Origin of the sequence: Desulfofustis glycolicus DSM 9705 (genome assembly GCF_900130015.1) — a bacterium.
Lineage (GTDB): Bacteria > Desulfobacterota > Desulfobulbia > Desulfobulbales > Desulfocapsaceae > Desulfofustis > Desulfofustis glycolicus.
The window spans coordinates 173,057-189,389 of sequence record NZ_FQXS01000001.1 but is presented as its reverse complement, the minus strand read 5'-3'; the positions used below and the strand labels follow the sequence as shown (position 1 = coordinate 189,389).

The window sequence follows — 16,333 nt, the reverse complement described above, 5'->3', positions numbered from 1 at the left end:
TTCCACGATTTGTTTTACGGAGCCTGCTTAATAGGCAACCAAATCTCGGGAGAAGAAAATGATCTGGCCTATTATATATAGGTCGCTTCTTTTTGCCTGGTAGGTTTCGTACTCTTCTTTGTTGTCCGAGATAATGTTAAGGATTATTTTTTTCTTTGTTCGAAAGAAGCTTTGATTGATGCAACAAAACTGTAAACTTGCTTAATTGCTCCGAGGTCGGGCAGATCGGTGGTTGACCTAACGCCAAAATTTTTATCCATATAGTCACGGACCCTCTCCTCACAGTTCAGTTTTCGCATGTTAGTCCTGATATACTTTAGTTTTGTCTTTTCAACAGTATCACGGGCCTTCTTTTCTGCCATTCTACTACTGGTTAACCTGCCTATCCATCCATTCAAGAATTTTTCACCAGCTTTGAACTTAGCGGATGGCAACATTCGCATACTGCCTATGCCCATTTTTTTATTAAAAACTGACCACACCTTCTGATGGCTCGCTGGATTTTTCTTGGTAATTCTCTCAAGCTCTATGATTTTATCTTTTAAGTCGTGTAGTTTTCTGACTTGTGATTCGTTTATGTGTTCTTTTCCTGGCTTGGGCTCTGCTTTTGTTTTTGTGATGTGCTTCTCGGTTAGGATAATTGTATTCCCATTTCCCACAGCATTCGCATTGCCATTTATAGTAATACGGTGATCGTTGTGTTTTTCGCGGTCTGACCTTGATTCCTTCAGTAAACTGACAACTTTGTCTTTTATATCAGAAGTCATGAGCATTCCTCATTATGACGCAAGCTTTGCAAGGCGGATCACGACCGCCCGGTTCACTTTCTTTTCTTCCGACCGTGAAAACATCTCATAAAGCGCAGATATGAGCTGCGCCTTCTTCTCCGGTGGGAGGTAGCGTTTTTCTTGAGTAAAGTATGTTTCAACCGCGACTATGACGTCAACTAACACTTGCTCAATGAACACCGGCGCATCTTGGTTCTCTGTTCCTTGGAGCATTGGGACGCTATCCATAAAGAACCAGTTAGTATTGAATCCCAGTTTTGCCAGAGCTTCAAAAACCTTCCCACCTGGGATGCTCGTCCCCTGCTCGTAACCTTGCCAAGAGCGGTACCCTCCACCAATAAGCGCAGCCATCTCTTTTTGGTTTTTGCCCAAGTGCTCGCGCGCTTTTTTTAGCTTTTCATTTATGGCCATGTGCGCATCATGTTGCGTCCATCCTGGCGGTCCGGAAGCTGGACGCTAAGCAGGACACTATTTTCTTTTTGTAAGACTGATCATTTGTACTGCAATTACAGTATTATAAAAAACAGAAAGCAAAAAGATGCGCTTTTGTTAAGCTAGACGCAACTTCACGCTTTACAAAGACCATATTATACGCTTATACTTACGCAATGTCAGAAATCAAACATGCTGACTGTTTGCAGAATATCAATAATTAGCAGCCAAAACAACGTGAGAATTACATCGTTAATCGGATGGTTAGCGAGAGGAGGTTCGGACGATGAAAACGAAATCGGCACGTGAGCTGTTCAGGGCCGTGTACGACAGGGATTCAGGCAACACCGCACACTACTGGGACGGGCTCATGGTCGGACTTCGGTTCGGGCTGAAAGAGTCGCCCTTTCTGGCCTCCCCTTTTATTCCGGGAACCGAAAGCGACACTGCGTTTCGCACCGGCCTGCAACGCGGTCTCGATATCGCACAGGTCTACCATCTCCTGCAGGCGGCCGGCGGCGACGAGAGCACCGGCACGCCGGAGAGCTGCCTGGACAACATGCGCAAGCAGCTCGACAGGATCGAACGGAATCAGCGCGTTATTCTCTGCTGCGCGCTCATGCCGAAGGACGGTCCCAACTGGGGCTTTTTCGAGCAGCTGTTCCGAGAAGCCGAGAACATGCTCTCTGCTCCCGGCGTCAACCTGCAGCTACTCGTCAGAGAGCTGCTCGCAACCAGGGCGGACGAACCCCAGGGCTCGGCACGGGGCTAAGCAACCATGGCCTGCACCGCACCTATCAACAGGGAAGCGACCACGTTCGGCGCCGCCGCTTTGAAGAGAGCGGTCACCGAAGAGGACAAGCCGTTCTGTTCTTTTTCGGGAAGGTTCGATTGCGCGATTGCCGACAGAATCGATTGCAGCATCTTGTCGGCGTCGGCGTTGGTTATGTTGTTGAGGTTGCCGACATTGGAGAAGGAAAAGGCCGGGGTCGAGTTGCCGTTGGTGTTGATGTTAAACACCGTAGAAACGGAGCCGGTCTGGCTCTCCGGCTTTCCCTCAAGGAAGGCCCAGCCTTCCTTGGATAGCTTTATCTCGCCAACGTCTAAGGGCAGGCCGAACGTCTCGCGCATGCGTGAAGAAATCACCTGGGCTGTGATGAATCCTCGTTGCTCGAGCTCGTACAGATCGTTTCTCAGCTGCTGCTCGTCTTCTGCCGGCACGCCGAAGTCCCTGTCGAACATCGGCACGGCTCGGCTGTTGGCGATCTTCTGCAGCAGCTCTCTCATTCTGTCTTTGTCCATGTGCCTGCTCCCTGGTGAGGTTTTCTCTTTGATGTTTCGTGCAATTGACCTTCGCGAAATATACAGGGGGCAGGCAGTCTTTTCAAACCATTCCCATAACCAAAGGGTGGTGCGCAAACCGACGAGGGCGTCGCATGGTTAAGCAGCTCAACCTTTTTGACAGAAAGAGCTTCAACATCACCCGGGAGCTGAAAGAGTGCATGGCCCAAGTGGTGGCCGACAGCGGCCGATCGCGGGCGGAGTTCCTGGATCTGATGAACCGGCTGGCCGATCGGTTCGGCGTCCGGTTGGTGAAGGGAAACGGAAACCACCTGCGGATGGCGACCTTTGAAAAGTGGCTGAACCCGAACGATCACGAGCACATCCCTTCGCCCAGCGCCCTTGCGATTTTCTCTGAGATCGGGGCGTCGTCCCTGCCGCTGCAGGTTCTGGCCGCGCCGATCGGCTGCCGGGTGATAGACGAAAAGGATATCAAGCTGCTGTTGTGGGCCAAAGAGTACCACCGGATTCGGGAATCACGAGCGAAGATGCGGAAGCTGGAGGCGGATTTGTGAGCGGTACGGGAAAAACCAGAGAGCGGATAAAGGCTAAGGCTTGGATGGTGCTGAACCGGATACGCCAGGTGGATATCCAGAAAGCGCTCGATTTCACACACGACACCCAGGTTACCGAGACGCTCAGAGGGATCAGGAACAACAGGGCGGTTCTGCAGTATCTGCTCGACGCGGGTTGCCCCGCCGATTACCTGCATCTGCCTGAAGACATGAAACAACCAACGGAGAGAACGGCACAATGACAGACCACATCATTCCACGTGAAGCGCCCGAGAAACCATTAACCGCCAGGGAACAAATGGTGCTGGCCGAACACGAGCGTACGATCGTCAGGGATTTCGCCGCATTCTACCGGGTCGGTCGAGCGCTGGCGGAGATTAACCGGCTACGACTGTACCGAACCGAAAGCGGGCGCACCTTCGAGCAGTACTGCAAAGAACTGTGGGATATGTCAAAGGGCCGGGCGCACCAGCTCATCGACGCGTCAGCCGTGTATGATCAGCTGCAAATCCAGGGCGAAGGAGAAATGTCTACAAATTGTAGACATTCTCCCGACGATCCGATCGACACCGCCTTGCCCCTGAACGAGGCCCAGGTCAGGCCGCTGACACGGCTCAAGGAATACCCGGAGAAGGTCAGGCTCGTCTGGGACGAAGCCCGGAAGCGCGCACCGAGAGGCAAGGTGACCGCCAGTCATGTCAAGCGGGCGGTCAAGGAATACCTCGGCGAGAACATTCAGCACACCGTCCGCGTGGCACTCAGAAAAGTCGAGCGGACATGCAGCGCCGACTTTGCGCAGGCCTTCGAGCTGCTCTCGCAGCAGATCATCAAGGAACGCAATTCCGGCTACAAGTACACGTCCCGGGGCGCGATCGTCCAGGCGCTCGACCAGCTTCGGGCCGATATCGCCAAGGACGGCGACGTTATCAAAGACCCGGTGCTGCAGGGCGGCAGCGACGACATGAACAAGCTCGAAGCGGCCGGCTTCTCCCTGTTCCGCATGGACCGCGGCACCATGACCATCCGGCGGCGCAGCGAGAACGGCGGGTGGAGCAAGGAGATCGGCCCGTTCGACACGCTCAAGGCGATGGAGGCCGCGTTCAAAGAACTCCTGCTGGACGATCGGCACCTGCGAGGCTAGGTCATGAAACCTGCCTATTCAGCCAAAGAGCTACAGGCCCTTGATCTGCCGGTTCTGCCAAAAACAGAACGCAGCATAGCACGAAAAGCCGACCGCGAGAACTGGTCTTTCTATTGGGAAACGGTGCGCGGCGGATCACGGAAAATGTATCGGTCTTACATGCTGCCGGACGAGATCCGCACCGCCATCCTGGACAAAGAGAAGATCGAGGCCCTGGTACCGGCCGGGCCGGCGTGTCTGCTGCCGGCCGCTGTTGAAGGCGTGGACGCCTCCCGGGAGCGGTCGGCGCACTACAAGGCGGCCCTGGTGAAGCTCTATCTGCAGGCCCTGTCGGCCGTCCCCTGGGGAAAAAAGGACCGGGCGCGGGAAACCTTCATGGTCGGCTACAACAGCGGGGCCGCCTATCCCGAGCTGTACAAGGAACTGGGTGGGGTCTCCTGGAAGACCATCGAAGGGTGGAAAACCAAGCTGAAGAAGAGCGACGGCAACCGCCTGCCCCTGGCCGACCGCCGGGGCAAGAAGAAGGGGGCGCGGACCATCACCCCGCTGCAGGCCCAGATTATCCTGGCCATCGTCCGCCAGCCGAAGGGCAAGAGCCGGCCGAAGAGCGAAATCATCAGGATCTCCCGGGACATCATGCGCCACAAGGGGATAGACAGTCTGTCCGAGGCTACCTACCGCCGGTTCCTTGATGACTGGATCGCCATCAATTACGACGAATGGGTCTGGTGGCGCGAAGGCGACAAGGGTCTGAACGACAAGTGTTTGTTCTGGGTCGAGCGCGATTACGATCGTATCGAGGTGGGCGACATCGTTGTCGCCGACGGCCACGTGCTGAACTTCCGCATCGTCAATCCCTGGACCGGCAAGGACCAGCGGATGATGCTGGTGCTGTTCTTCGACATGAAGAGCAACATGCCGCTGGGCTGGGAGATCATGCCCACCGAGAACACCGCTTCCATCTCAGCGGCGCTGCGGCGCTCCATCATCAGCCTGGGTAAGATCCCGAGGATCGTCTACCTGGATAACGGCCGGGCGTTCAAGGGTATGTTCTTTACCGGCACCGACTTCGAACAGACCGAGCTGCCGGGGCTTTATCAGCGGCTCGGCATTCAGTTGATCGTCGCCAAGCCGTATCACGGCCAGTCGAAAACGATCGAACGTTTCTTCAAGACGTTCGGCGAGCTTGAACGCCTGTCTCCCTCCTTCGTCGGCACCGCGATCGACACCAAGCCGGCCCACCTGAACCGTGGCGAAAAGCTGCATCGGCGCATCAACGACAAGATCTGCCAGGGGTATGTGCCAACGCTGATCGACAGTCACCGGGCGATCGCCGCCTGGTTCGACCTGTACGCCTCGCGCCACCAGGGTCCGAGCAGTCACATGGCGGGGCAGCGGCCTATCGAGGTGTTCGCCGCCGGCCGCGGCCCCGGCGTGGACGAAACGGCGTTGCGCATCCTGATGATGAAACGGGAGGAACGCACCATCTACGGGCGCGGCGTCAAGGTCTTCGACAAGGGCGACTACTATTATCACCCGGCCCTGTATGGCCGGAACCATAAGGTATACGTGCGCTTCGACCTGCAGCACCGGAATTCGGTGCTGGTCTACGACCAGCGGACCGACGAGTTCATCTGCGAGGCATCCCGGATCGAGAAGACCCATCCGGCCGCGCGCATCCTCGGTTCGGAAAAGGACGTAGCCGTGCTCGAGGCGCAGCTCGAATTACAGGGGAACCTGCGGAAGAAGACGATCGCGCACGCCCGAGCGATCGCCGACCAGGTGGTCATCCCGGAGGCGCAGCGGCTGATCGATGATACCGGTTTTCGCTCCGAGGCCCAGGACGGCGGGCAGCGGCTGGGCGGCGGCAGGAACGGCGCGGTCAGGCAGTTGCCCAGCAAGCCAAAGAAACTGAGCAAGGCCGAGCAGCTGCAGGCAATCAAGGAGGCCGACGAGGCCCAGCAGTTCCAACGGGAACTTGAAGAGGCGCAACTCTGCGCGGAGCTTGAGCGGATGGACGAGTTCAACCGTTACGGCAAGCTGCTGGAAATGGAAATGCAGGGGCATAAGATGACCAGCCAGTGGCGCCGTTTCATGCGGGTGTACGAGCAGATGTCGGAATTCGAGCGGGACAAGGACTATTGGGACGGCCAGCGGGCGGCGCTGGCGGTGCTCTATAAACAAAAACATCCGACGGCCGGTGAGGCGGCCGCCGGATAACCTCAACATCCGCCGGAGGTGTGATGAAAGAAATACGGCTCAAACCAACGTTTGTCAACGTAAAGAATGTCCGCAACTTCCAGGCCATGCTCGACGCCTTGATGCTGTCCGCCGGCGAGGGCCGGCTGGCGGCGGTGATCGGGTCGGCCGGCCGGGGCAAGACCAGGACGGCCCAGTGGTACGCGGCAAACAACCGCTGCGCCTTCGTCCGTTGCCTCTCCATCTGGCGGCAGACCGAGCTTGGCTTTCTCCAAGCGTTGTGCCGGGAGCTGGATGTCAAGACGGTACCGCACCGCAAAGACCCCGCCTTTCTGGCGGTACTCGACGCCTTGAACATGCAGGGCGGCCGGCCGGTGTTCGTCGAGGAGATCGAGAAGCTGCCGCGGCTGCACCTCGAACTGGTGCGCGATCTTTCCGATTTGTCCGCGGCGCCGTTCGTGCTGATCGGCGAGGACGAGCTGCAGTATCACATGCGGCAGGTGACCAGGATCTGGAACCGCACCTTCCAGCAGCTGGAGTTCGAGCCGCTCGGCCTGGGCGACGTGGTGATGTTCGCCCGGGAGGCGGCCGGCATCGATCTGCCCGCCGAGGTCGCGGAGGTCATCCATCGGGAATCGGCCGGTTGTTTCCGGGTGATCAAACGGGACCTGGTCACGTTGATCAATATCATGAACGCCAAGCAGAAACAGGAGCCGGACCTGGACATGGCACGGTCGGCGATCAAGCAAGGACTGAGGGGGTAGGCGATGGCGCAGCAATCCTTTGCCAAGACCGTCCTTGAAACATTGACCGCAGAGGCCCGCAAACGGGGCGGCGAGGTGAGCGTTGACGAACTGTCCTGCGCGCTCTTGCTGCAGACCCGGGCGGAGCACAAACGGATGACCAACGCGCTGTCCGACCTGGTCAAGAGCGGCCGGGCCGGCCGGGTACGGCAAGGTGTCTACGCGGTTGCCTCCCGGGAGCGGGAGCCGGACCGGCGGGAGGTGATGTGGCGGACGCTGCGGATGCGCAAGAGCGTCACCGTCGCCGACCTGCAGGAATTTGCCGGCGTGGCCGCGTCGTATGCCGAGGAATGGCTGCAGATGCTTGCCCGGCGCGGGGTTGTCCGGCGTGCCGAGCCAGCGGGCAGCGATCAGGAGTGCTCGTGGCGGCTGATCAGGTCCGACCTGGTCGAGATGCCTCTCGACACGGCCAAGGCAAAACGCCTTCGGGCCCTGCGCCGTAAACGAAAAACAGAACTGCAGCAAGCCCTCGACCGGATCAGCGACGGGCTGGGCACGGTTCGAAAACTCATACAAACCTTGGGGGATGACCAATGAAAGCACAGGTTACGGGAAAACACCAGGCATTGACCGGTGATGGCGTGCGGGCGATCGCCCGGGCCATCATTGACGACGTGGTGTCCATGCAACAGACAACGGCCGCGACCCGAAGCGATTATGTACGGTCGGATGTCCACCTCTGCAGGATTCAGCGCAGCGCCCGCCAGCTGCTTGCCCCGATCGACGACGGGTCCCGGGCGTCTGGTCCGCTTGCCGGTCTGGTTGCGTATGTGTCCGGGTTGGAGGCCGGCGAGCGCCGAACGCCAAAGGATTTGGCCTGCACCCTGGCGGCGCTCGAATTTGCCGTCGCGAAGATCAGGAACCACATGCGAGCGGCGCACTGTCTGCCGGACTTCGGGCAGGGCGTGGAGGCGTCATGAGCTGGACACGACTCCTCCACCAGGCGGTGGCGGCCGAGGGCAGCATGGCGGCTGCGGCCCGCAAGCTCGGCTATTCCACGTCGACCATCAGCAGAATCATGGCCGGCACCTACTCGGCCGACACCGGCGCGGTAGCTGCCAAGGTCAAAGAAATCTACGGGAGCACCACCATGAACGAGAACATACCAGACGGCTATAAGAAAAACAGTCTCGGGCACCTGGTGCCGATCGAGACCATCAAGGAGGAGGACCTCGCCCGGGATGAATTTGTGCTGGAGGCGGTTGCCAAGGCCCGAAACATCAGCCACGTGGTCACCACCTTCAAACTGCAGCTCGCCGACGACATGCAGGCGTTTCTCGACCTTGCCGCCGAGAAGTACGGGGCCACCCTGGGCGGGGCGCGCGGCAATGTCACCCTGACTTCCTTTGACGGCAGGTACCAGCTGATGCGGGCGGTTTCCGACCTGCTTGATTTCAACGAAACCCTGCAGGCGGCCAAGGCGCTTATCGACACCTGCCTGCGGGAATGGACCAGCGACTCGCGGCCCGAGGTGCGCGCCCTGATAGAGGATGCCTTCCAGGTGGACAAGAAAGGGAAGATCAACGCCAAGCGCATCCTGGGGCTGCGCAAGCTCAATATCAACGACGAGAAGTGGCGGCGGGCCATGGAGGCGATCAGCGACAGCCTGACCGTGACCGGTTCACGAACGTATTTCAGGCTGTACGAGCGGGACGAAGGCGGCAACTACCGGCAGATTCCCTTAGATTTTTCCACCGTTTGAGCGGGGTGACCATGAGAAAGACCATACGCCGGGCGATCAGAAAGACGCTGTCACTGGAGGCCGACTGCCCGATCGAGGCCACCTGCGTCTACCGCGACGAGCAGATGAAACGGTGGATTTCCTGCGGCTGGTATGGCGGGGTCCGCTACGATCAGGTGGGCGGGGCGACCGTCACCTGCACCTATCAAAAAGGAGAACATCATGAGTTTAGCTGACAAAATGGCAGAGGCAACCTACGGCGCGATGGAGCTTATTGTCGACGAGTTACAGGCGGCCGAGGAAAAGCATCCGGGCTGGCCGTCAGACCCGATCCACGGCACCGCAATCATGGTCGAGGAGGCCGGCAAAGCCACCCAGGCTGCCATCGACTGTATCTACTCTGACGGCGACGTTGAGCGGTTGCGGCGGATGCTGGCCCGCACCGGGGCGATGGCGGTCCGGGCGCTGGTGAACTTGGAACCGGCCGAACAAGCCGATAACAACTGAAAAAAAACAGGCGAAACGCCGGGGTGACCCGGCGTCGTCGGAGGGTGATGCCTCCGGCCTGACGATGCCAGTTACAGAAGACAGAAACCAAAAGACAGAGGATAGCATGGCCAGAGCGATCGTTATCTTTGAAGACGATAAGGATGAAGGCGGTTTTTCGGTCAAGATCACGTTTGAGCCCGGATTGGAAAGGGGTCAGCGATTGACCATGGCGCAGCAGTGCGGCCTTGCTTTGGCTGGCGAGCTTGGCGAAGAGGTGGAAGACGTTCTGGAGAGTGACCCCGAATGAAGCTGATCTGCCCGACCTGCGGGGCGATTGCCAGTGCCGAGACGTGGCTTAACGATGCGGTGTGCCGCGATGTTTTGGCGGCGATCGCCGCCCTGCCCGCACCGCTGCCGAAGGCGGCGCTCGGGTATCTCGGGTTGTTTCGACCGGCCGAGCGCGGCCTGTCATGGCCGAAGGCACAGCGCATCGTCGGTGAATTGGTGACGCTGATCGGCGCCGGCTGGGTCTCTTCGCCAGGCAAGGTCGACCGGACCTGCGGCCCGGCGGTCTGGGCGCGGGCCATGGAGCAGATGGTCGAGCAGCGGGTCCGGCTCACCCTGCCGATGAAAAGCCATAACTACCTGCGTACGGTGGCCTGGGAGCTGGCCGACGAGGTCGACCGGCGGCAGGAAGCTGCCATCCGCAAGGGTCCGCCCCGACAGGCGGTGAAGACCTATGACCCGCTGGAAAAAGCCCGGCGGGAGTTTGACGAAAAAGTGGCCAGCGGACAGGTCAGCCCCGGCTTCAAAAGCATGCTGGAGCGGATCGGCAAGATCGACGATGACCGTGAGTAGAGGAGGATTGCCATGACCCAGCGAGAGAAGATTTTGCGGCATCTGCAACAATTCGGCTCGATCACACCGGTGGAGGCGATCCGGGAATACGGGATCTACCGACTGGCGGCGCGGATCTCCGAGCTGGCCGAGGAGTATCTGATCGAGGCAACACTGGTCAAGGGAGTCAACCGATTCGGCGACCAAGTACGTTACAGCCGGTACCGGCTGGTTTCTGCTGACAGGAGGTGACAGCTGTGGAGATCAAAACGAAAGACCTGTCCAAGGAAGCGTTGACCCTTATCGTCGAGACAGTCAGGGAGGCAAAGATTATTCCCGATCATCTCGTCAAAAGATTTTATCGGCAAGATTTGGTCAAACAGATCCTCGCAGCAGAAAAACAACTCGATGCGCTCGAAAAACGCTTTAAGCGGAAGCGCATTCCCCGAGAGGAACATCAACGGTTGATGAAACGGTACAGGCAAATTTGCGTTACGGCAAACAAGAAGATCGACATCGTGCGAGGGCTGGACGATGCCGGTGTCAATTCAGGTGAGGGGCAATCATGAATATCTGGGGATGGGTGTTTATCGGTCTGATGGCGGTTGCGTTTTTGTGGGCGATGATCCATGGGTGGCGACTCGATGTTCATTTGCCGTCGGTTATGTTCGTGATCTTTTGCTTTGTCGCGGCCGGCTATGTGGTCGGGCTCGGCGCACGGATTTTGAAAGCGACGCTGGGGTGGTGACATGCCGACCAGGGCCGAGTACGCCAAGATCAACATCGCCTGCAAGAAGCTGGGGATTGATAAGCAGCAGCTGCTGCTGGACCGCTACGGGCTGACCACGTCGAAAGACCTGAGCCGGAGGCAGACGTGGGATCTGCTGGCGCATCTGAAACGGCTCGGGTGGCAGCCGAAGCCGGGCAAGAAGGCGGCGCGCCCGTCGTATACCGAGGCGCAGAAACGCAAGATCGCCGCCCTGTGGCGCAATTTGGCCGACGCCGGCGTGGTGCGTGAGCCGGGAGAGCGCGGGTTGAACCGTTACGTCAAGCGGATGACCGGGGTCGACCGGCTCCAGTGGTGCGATGCCGAGCTGACCAACCGGGTCTGCCAGAGCCTGGTGGAGTGGTGCAAACGGACAGAGGTGAAACATGAAGCGTGAGATCATCCACATCCCGCCGGAGCACCTGCCGTCGATCGACGAGCTGCCCGGCGATCTGGTCCTGCTGGCGCGCGGCATCGAGGCGTACCGGCCGGGTCAGGGTGTGGCGATGGCGCTGTTTTTGTCCCAGGTCTTTGCCGGTATCGGTGTCTATATTCGCAACGCCGATGATTTTTTCCGGCGAATCAGGGACCGGGCCATCCGGCGGGATTATGATGCCGGCGCACGGGTCAAGGAGCTGGCGTTGAAAAACCGGCTCTCGACCCGGCGCATCGAACAGATTCTGGCCGAACCGCCGAGTCCGGCGGAGTCGGCTGACCGGCAGTTGAAACTCTTTTGAGCGAGGTGACGCCATGAGAACGATCTGGATACCCGAGCCGTTGTACCGGGCATGGCCGTGGCTGGCGATGCTCAGCGGCAGTTTTTTCGCCGCCACCGCCCCCACCCTGGCCAGTCTGGCGCTGGGCGTGGGGCTGGTGGTATACGGCGCATTCACCCGGCTGGCGCGGTATTAGCCGGACGCGCTGAACGCCCAGGATCAGGAGCGCGTATTGTGCGTCTGGCTGAATCCGTTTGATGTCCTTGCGTTGCCGATTACCCAGGATTATGAAGCTGCTACGTGCTCTTGATCCTGAGCGATGTTCCCGCACAGCGGGGACATCGTTGAGTTGAGGGGTTGCGCGGCTGTTCGCGCAATCCATCTCGAACGGCTGGTTAGCGAAAACATTTAATTGGAGGTTGCAATGGGCGAGCAAGATTACATCAGAGGGTCGAGGAATGCGTACAGATTTATGATGCTCCACTGCCTGCGCGAACTTGATATTGAAACGGATGCTGAGAAACTGGAGAAAAAAATTGTCCAGCTTGTTGCCGAGCGTGAAGAGGCAATAAGCGTCCTACGTGATATCTGCCGTGACTGCGGCGACAACTCCTGGAGCGATGATCTGCACCTGGCGGACATCATTGATAAGCACCTCGGTCGGCACCTCGGCCGCTAATAGCGGCGCTCACCGGCTTGACCGGTGTAGTGCCTGGTTGGGGTAAACTTGAGGTAAAGCAATGAATACCACGATAGTCGGAATTGCATTTTTCTTATCTTTTCTAGCATCTATTGGGTTCTGCGCATGGGTGGCGGTGAATGGAAGCGCCGGACCCGCCATACTTTTAGCACTCTTTGTTTTGCTATTTTTCGGTTCTGTTAAAATCTCTAATACCGACACAGCAATCTGCCCAAAATGTGGGAATGTCTTTGAGGTAAGGAATCGTGATCAGAGAGAAGATGGTTGATAATCCCTACTGACGCTCTTGACGATTTTCTTTCGTGGTATAAGGATCGTGAATCATAATGACCAGCATAACTGGCCGCCCGAAGCGGCCCACAGGAGTTGAACATGACCACAAAAAACCGTGCCGCCTCAGTTGTCCACGTTGCTGTTGTTGGCGCAAAATCCAAATTGATCGATTATGGCTCATTGCGCCGATCATATAAGCCGGAACAGATCATTGATGGCGAGACAGGCGAGATAACGACTGAGGCTGTAATTGGTGGGCGTCGCAACGAGACGATCATTAACCCAGAGCGGAACACCATCGACCTGGCGATTACCGGGCTGCACTAGAGACCGCCACACCGGGCCGGATGTTCTCCGGCCCGGTCCTTCCTTTTTCCCCACATACCGAAGCGCTTCGCTAACAAACAACTACCCATCCGAGTAGTAGTAACCCCAGAGGCCGCTTCGCCCCCCCCCCCAGAGCGAAAAACCGCCAGCCTTCGGTCACCGGCCTGCGCCGGGGCAGGGTCTTACCAGCCCTGCCCCGGACGTTACCGTTTACAGAGAGCGAGGAGCATGGACCAATTCGACCGAGCCCAGGAGTTCGAGGAACGCGACCGCCGCCAGGCCCTGGCGCTGCATGCCTGCCGCCGCCGGCGCGGGCCGTCGGCGCTGGTCTGCCGCGAGTGCGGCGAGCCGATTCCCGAGGCCCGGCGGCTGGCTGTGCCCGGCTGCGTGCACTGCGTGCACTGCGCCGAGCGGCTTGAACGGACGGGAGGGACGCGTGATTGAGGACTACACGGTGTGGCGCTTCTGGTTCGACGTCGCCCAGCTCGCCGGCACCATGGCCATCGGCGGCTATGTCTGGTGGGACCGGCGGAAGAAGGCCACCGACAAGCGCTTCGTCGCCCTGGAGGAGACGGTGAACGATCATGGTGTGTCGATCACCGGCCTGGCCGCGGCGCGTGAAAAGCGCGACCGCGACTGCGACGAACGGTTGCGGCGGATCACCGACATCGAGCGGGACGTGCACCATCTGCCGAGCCGGGCGGAGATCGGTAAGCTCTCCGACCAGATCGGCTCGCTGACGGAAAAGCTCGGGACGCTTGACGGCCGCCTGAGCGGCATCAACCGAGCTGTGGACCTGCTCAACCAACACCACTTGAGGATCGAGCCGTGATGAGCTTTGCCAAACTTGTACAGGAAGATCTGCGGCTCGTCGTGCTGCGGGTGCTTGCCGAAGATGCCGACTACAGCCACAACGAGCACGTGTTGCGGGCGGCGCTCGGGGCCGTAGGCCACAATATCAGCCTGGACCGGCTGCGCACCGAGCTGGCCTGGCTGGCCGAACAGGGACTGATCGCCATCGACGATAGCATCGGCGTACAGGTCGCCCGACTGACAACGCGGGGCCTCGATGTCGCCGGCGGCGCCACCGTCGTGCCCGGCGTCAAGCGCCCGGTGCCGGAGCTGTAGCACATGGGCAAACCCTCGACCATCGACAGATTGCCCGAAGATATCCTCGAGCGGTTGCAGGAGCTGCTGCGCGATCCGCGCGTCACGCAACTTGACGCCACCGCCAGGATCAACGAGATCCTCGAGGCGGACGGCCGCGATGAGCGGCTGAGCAAGTCGGCGGTCAACCGCTACAGCCTGTCCATGCGGCAGGCCGGCGAGAAGCTGCAGCAGTCCCGAGAGATCGCCAAGATGTGGATCGGCAAACTGGGCGCCGCCCCCCAGGGACAGGTGGGCAACCTGGTCAACGAGGTGCTGCGGACGCTGGCCTTCGACCTCAGCCTGAAGCTGCAGGATGCCGAGTTAAACGAAGAGACGATCCCGGACGTGATTCACAACCTCAAGGCCCTGGCGCTGGCTGCGCAGCGTCTCGAGGCCTCGGCGACGCTGAACGTCAAACGCGAGGCGGAGATCCGCAAACAGGCCCTCGAACAGGCGGCCGCGGCCGTGGAAGATGAAGCCCGCGCACAGGGTATGGATGCCGAACAGGCGGATTTCTGGCGGCGCAAAGTGCTGGGAGTCGCGTAGATGGGCGCTTTGACTCCACTGAAAAGCACGATCCGGGTGGTCGAATGGGACGAGCTGCCGCCGCAGGCCCGGGAGATCCCCGAAGGGTTCGACCCGTTGGCCGAGGGTGTGCTGATGGCGCACCAGGCTGCCTGGCTGGCCATCAAGGCCGGGATCAAGGTGTGCCCGAAGGGAAGGCGGACCGGCATCACCTTCTGCCAGGCCCTGGACGACACCATTACCGCCGGCAGCAGGAAAAGCGCCGGCGGCGACAATATCTACTATATCGGCGACACCAAAGAAAAAGGTCTGGAGTTTGTCGGCTACTGCGCCAAGTTCGCCCGAGTGATCGCCGAGGCCCAGGGCCAGGGCGTGTCCGGGATTGAAGAATTCCTGTTCGATGACCAGGACGACAAGGGGTATTCCCGGCATATCAATGCCTATCGCATCCGGTTTGCCTCCGGGTATCAGATCGTGGCGCTCTCCAGCCGCCCCGCCAACATCCGCGGTCTGCAGGGCAAGGTCCGCATCGACGAGGCGGCGTTTCATGCCGATGTCCAAGGCGTGCTCGATGCGGCCACGGCACTGCTCATCTGGGGCGGCGAGATTGTCATTATCTCCTCGCATAACGGCAAGGGCAACCCCTTCAACCAGCTTATCAAGGATATCGAGGCCGGCCGGTACGGAGAAAAAAGCGACGCCGTAGTCTTCGCGGTCACCTTCGATCAGGCGGTGGAGAACGGCCTGTACGAGCGGGTCTGCCTGATGAAGGGTTGGACGCCGACCCCGACCGGCAAAGAGGAGTGGTACAAACGCATCCGGGCGGCATACGGCCCGCGCAAGGCGGCCATGCGCGAAGAGCTTGACGCGATACCCCGGGACAGTGGCGGCGTCTCGATACCCGGTGTCTGGATCGAGCGGGCCATGAAAGAAGAACGGCCCGTCCTGCGGGCAACGCTCGATGATGATTTTGTCCGTCGGCCTGATAGCGAACGAAGATCCTGGGCCGACGATTTCATCAAGCGGTCCATCGCCCCGCTGTTGGTGGCGCTTGATCCATCGCTCGAGCATGTGGCGGGGATGGACTTTGCCAGGCATCGCCATTTTTCGGTCATCACCCCGCTGACCATCCAGCATAACCTCGACCGGAAGGCCCCGTTCGTCGTGGAGTTGAACAACGTCCCGAACCGGCAGCAGGAGCAGATCTGGTGGGCGGTGCTCAGGGGGTTGCCCAGGTTTGCGGGCGCGGCCATGGATGCGACCGGCCCGGGACAGCAGATGGCCGAGTATACCGCCGACGAATTTGCTGCCGACTTCGGCCGCGACTGTATCCATCAGATCGACCTGTCGCGCAAATGGTACGGGGCGTGGATGCCGAAGATGATCACGTGCTTCGAGGATGACAACTACGATCTGCCCCGGGACGCGTCGCTTGAACAGGATCTGCGGACGGTCGAGGAAATCGACGGTATCCCCATGGTGGCGCGGGTCGAACGCAAAGACTTCAAAGACCCGGACCTGGTGCGCCATGGCGACTTTGCCATATCGCTGGCCCTGGCGGAGTATGCAGCGCTGAATAAGATGCCGCCGGCATATTTTGTTCCGCTGACCGCTCCGCGTCAAGCGTCCCGCATGGTGAGGGGGTTCTGAA

General features: G+C 59.4%; 29 protein-coding genes and 1 other RNA gene. 27 read left to right on the top strand and 3 right to left on the bottom strand.

Annotation, left to right across the window (positions count from 1 at the left end):
* Positions 1–143: 143 nt before the first annotated feature.
* Positions 144–767 (bottom strand): hypothetical protein, encoded by a 624-nt coding sequence (locus tag BUC26_RS00960; RefSeq protein WP_073372957.1) that lies wholly within the window; start codon positions 765–767, stop codon positions 144–146.
* Positions 768–779: 12 nt separating this feature from the next.
* The gene (locus tag BUC26_RS00955; protein WP_073372956.1) at positions 780–1,199 is read right to left on the bottom strand and encodes a helix-turn-helix domain-containing protein; all 420 of its coding nucleotides are present in this window, start codon (positions 1,197–1,199) and stop codon (positions 780–782) included.
* 307 nt (positions 1,200–1,506) lie between these two features.
* Here BUC26_RS00955 and BUC26_RS00950 point away from each other — a divergent pair, with 307 nt between their 5' ends.
* Complete coding sequence (locus BUC26_RS00950) at positions 1,507–1,992, top strand: hypothetical protein (RefSeq protein WP_073372955.1); 486 nt, start codon at positions 1,507–1,509, stop codon at positions 1,990–1,992.
* Here the strand turns inward: BUC26_RS00950 and BUC26_RS00945 are convergent.
* Entirely contained in the window at positions 1,989–2,507 is a 519-nt protein-coding gene (locus BUC26_RS00945) for a hypothetical protein (RefSeq protein ID WP_143165872.1), read from the bottom strand. The two genes, BUC26_RS00950 and BUC26_RS00945, sit on opposite strands and share 4 nt — an antisense overlap.
* A 149-nt stretch (positions 2,508–2,656) precedes the next feature.
* Between BUC26_RS00945 and BUC26_RS00940 the strand changes: the two genes are divergently transcribed.
* From BUC26_RS00940 to BUC26_RS00820, 26 genes are all read left to right on the top strand, one after another.
* Complete coding sequence (locus tag BUC26_RS00940; RefSeq protein WP_073372953.1) at positions 2,657–3,076, top strand: hypothetical protein; 420 nt, start codon at positions 2,657–2,659, stop codon at positions 3,074–3,076.
* Entirely contained in the window at positions 3,073–3,318 is a 246-nt protein-coding gene (locus tag BUC26_RS00935) for a hypothetical protein (protein WP_084540358.1), read from the top strand. The genes BUC26_RS00940 and BUC26_RS00935 overlap by 4 nt, the downstream gene beginning before the upstream one ends.
* Positions 3,315–4,217: a hypothetical protein gene (locus BUC26_RS00930; protein WP_073372952.1), complete on the top strand. Its 903-nt coding sequence runs from the start codon at positions 3,315–3,317 to the stop codon at positions 4,215–4,217. Before BUC26_RS00935 ends, BUC26_RS00930 begins: the two co-directional genes overlap by 4 nt.
* A 3-nt stretch (positions 4,218–4,220) precedes the next feature.
* Positions 4,221–6,437, top strand: coding sequence for a Mu transposase C-terminal domain-containing protein (locus BUC26_RS00925; protein WP_073372951.1), 2,217 nt, complete (start codon positions 4,221–4,223; stop codon positions 6,435–6,437).
* Positions 6,438–6,460: 23 nt separating this feature from the next.
* The gene (locus BUC26_RS00920; protein WP_073372950.1) at positions 6,461–7,180 is read left to right on the top strand and encodes an AAA family ATPase; all 720 of its coding nucleotides are present in this window, start codon (positions 6,461–6,463) and stop codon (positions 7,178–7,180) included.
* 3 nt (positions 7,181–7,183) lie between these two features.
* On the top strand, positions 7,184–7,756 hold the full coding sequence (locus tag BUC26_RS00915) for a hypothetical protein (RefSeq protein ID WP_073372949.1): 573 nt from the start codon (positions 7,184–7,186) through the stop codon (positions 7,754–7,756).
* The gene (locus BUC26_RS00910; RefSeq protein ID WP_073372948.1) at positions 7,753–8,139 is read left to right on the top strand and encodes a hypothetical protein; all 387 of its coding nucleotides are present in this window, start codon (positions 7,753–7,755) and stop codon (positions 8,137–8,139) included. Before BUC26_RS00915 ends, BUC26_RS00910 begins: the two co-directional genes overlap by 4 nt.
* Positions 8,136–8,921, top strand: coding sequence for a DUF3164 family protein (locus tag BUC26_RS00905; RefSeq protein WP_084540357.1), 786 nt, complete (start codon positions 8,136–8,138; stop codon positions 8,919–8,921). Before BUC26_RS00910 ends, BUC26_RS00905 begins: the two co-directional genes overlap by 4 nt.
* An 11-nt stretch (positions 8,922–8,932) precedes the next feature.
* Positions 8,933–9,136, top strand: a complete 204-nt coding sequence (locus tag BUC26_RS00900) for a hypothetical protein (RefSeq protein ID WP_073372947.1) — start codon at positions 8,933–8,935, stop codon at positions 9,134–9,136.
* Positions 9,123–9,407 carry a hypothetical protein gene (locus BUC26_RS00895; protein WP_143165871.1) on the top strand — a complete coding sequence of 95 codons (285 nt, stop codon included), beginning with the start codon at positions 9,123–9,125 and terminating at the stop codon, positions 9,405–9,407. The genes BUC26_RS00900 and BUC26_RS00895 overlap by 14 nt, the downstream gene beginning before the upstream one ends.
* An 8-nt stretch (positions 9,408–9,415) precedes the next feature.
* An RNA gene (locus tag BUC26_RS00890) (hammerhead ribozyme type II) lies at positions 9,416–9,484 on the top strand.
* A gap of 29 nt (positions 9,485–9,513) precedes the next feature.
* Positions 9,514–9,696, top strand: a complete 183-nt coding sequence (locus BUC26_RS00885) for a hypothetical protein (protein ID WP_073372945.1) — start codon at positions 9,514–9,516, stop codon at positions 9,694–9,696.
* On the top strand, positions 9,693–10,247 hold the full coding sequence (locus BUC26_RS00880) for a hypothetical protein (RefSeq protein ID WP_073372944.1): 555 nt from the start codon (positions 9,693–9,695) through the stop codon (positions 10,245–10,247). Before BUC26_RS00885 ends, BUC26_RS00880 begins: the two co-directional genes overlap by 4 nt.
* Before the next feature lie 12 nt (positions 10,248–10,259).
* Complete coding sequence (locus BUC26_RS00875; protein ID WP_073372943.1) at positions 10,260–10,478, top strand: helix-turn-helix domain-containing protein; 219 nt, start codon at positions 10,260–10,262, stop codon at positions 10,476–10,478.
* 5 nt (positions 10,479–10,483) lie between these two features.
* Positions 10,484–10,795 carry a hypothetical protein gene (locus BUC26_RS00870; RefSeq protein WP_073372942.1) on the top strand — a complete coding sequence of 104 codons (312 nt, stop codon included), beginning with the start codon at positions 10,484–10,486 and terminating at the stop codon, positions 10,793–10,795.
* Entirely contained in the window at positions 10,792–10,974 is a 183-nt protein-coding gene (locus BUC26_RS00865; RefSeq protein ID WP_073372941.1) for a hypothetical protein, read from the top strand. Before BUC26_RS00870 ends, BUC26_RS00865 begins: the two co-directional genes overlap by 4 nt.
* Position 10,975: 1 nt before the next feature.
* Positions 10,976–11,389 (top strand): regulatory protein GemA, encoded by a 414-nt coding sequence (locus BUC26_RS00860; protein ID WP_073372940.1) that lies wholly within the window; start codon positions 10,976–10,978, stop codon positions 11,387–11,389.
* Entirely contained in the window at positions 11,379–11,729 is a 351-nt protein-coding gene (locus BUC26_RS00855) for a Mor transcription activator family protein (RefSeq protein WP_073372939.1), read from the top strand. The genes BUC26_RS00860 and BUC26_RS00855 overlap by 11 nt, the downstream gene beginning before the upstream one ends.
* Positions 11,730–11,742: 13 nt before the next feature.
* Complete coding sequence (locus BUC26_RS23335) at positions 11,743–11,904, top strand: hypothetical protein (RefSeq protein ID WP_153307063.1); 162 nt, start codon at positions 11,743–11,745, stop codon at positions 11,902–11,904.
* Positions 11,905–12,132: 228 nt separating this feature from the next.
* Positions 12,133–12,387, top strand: coding sequence for a hypothetical protein (locus BUC26_RS00850; RefSeq protein ID WP_143165870.1), 255 nt, complete (start codon positions 12,133–12,135; stop codon positions 12,385–12,387).
* A gap of 393 nt (positions 12,388–12,780) precedes the next feature.
* Positions 12,781–13,008 carry a hypothetical protein gene (locus BUC26_RS00845; protein ID WP_073372937.1) on the top strand — a complete coding sequence of 76 codons (228 nt, stop codon included), beginning with the start codon at positions 12,781–12,783 and terminating at the stop codon, positions 13,006–13,008.
* 228 nt (positions 13,009–13,236) lie between these two features.
* Positions 13,237–13,452, top strand: coding sequence for a TraR/DksA family transcriptional regulator (locus BUC26_RS00840; RefSeq protein ID WP_073372936.1), 216 nt, complete (start codon positions 13,237–13,239; stop codon positions 13,450–13,452).
* Positions 13,445–13,840, top strand: coding sequence for a hypothetical protein (locus BUC26_RS00835; protein ID WP_073372935.1), 396 nt, complete (start codon positions 13,445–13,447; stop codon positions 13,838–13,840). The genes BUC26_RS00840 and BUC26_RS00835 overlap by 8 nt, the downstream gene beginning before the upstream one ends.
* The gene (locus BUC26_RS00830; protein WP_073372934.1) at positions 13,840–14,136 is read left to right on the top strand and encodes a VpaChn25_0724 family phage protein; all 297 of its coding nucleotides are present in this window, start codon (positions 13,840–13,842) and stop codon (positions 14,134–14,136) included. Before BUC26_RS00835 ends, BUC26_RS00830 begins: the two co-directional genes overlap by 1 nt.
* 3 nt (positions 14,137–14,139) lie before the next feature.
* Entirely contained in the window at positions 14,140–14,703 is a 564-nt protein-coding gene (locus BUC26_RS00825; RefSeq protein ID WP_073372933.1) for a DUF3486 family protein, read from the top strand.
* Positions 14,704–16,332 carry a hypothetical protein gene (locus BUC26_RS00820; RefSeq protein WP_073372932.1) on the top strand — a complete coding sequence of 543 codons (1,629 nt, stop codon included), beginning with the start codon at positions 14,704–14,706 and terminating at the stop codon, positions 16,330–16,332.
* The last annotated feature ends 1 nt before the right edge of the window (position 16,333 follow it).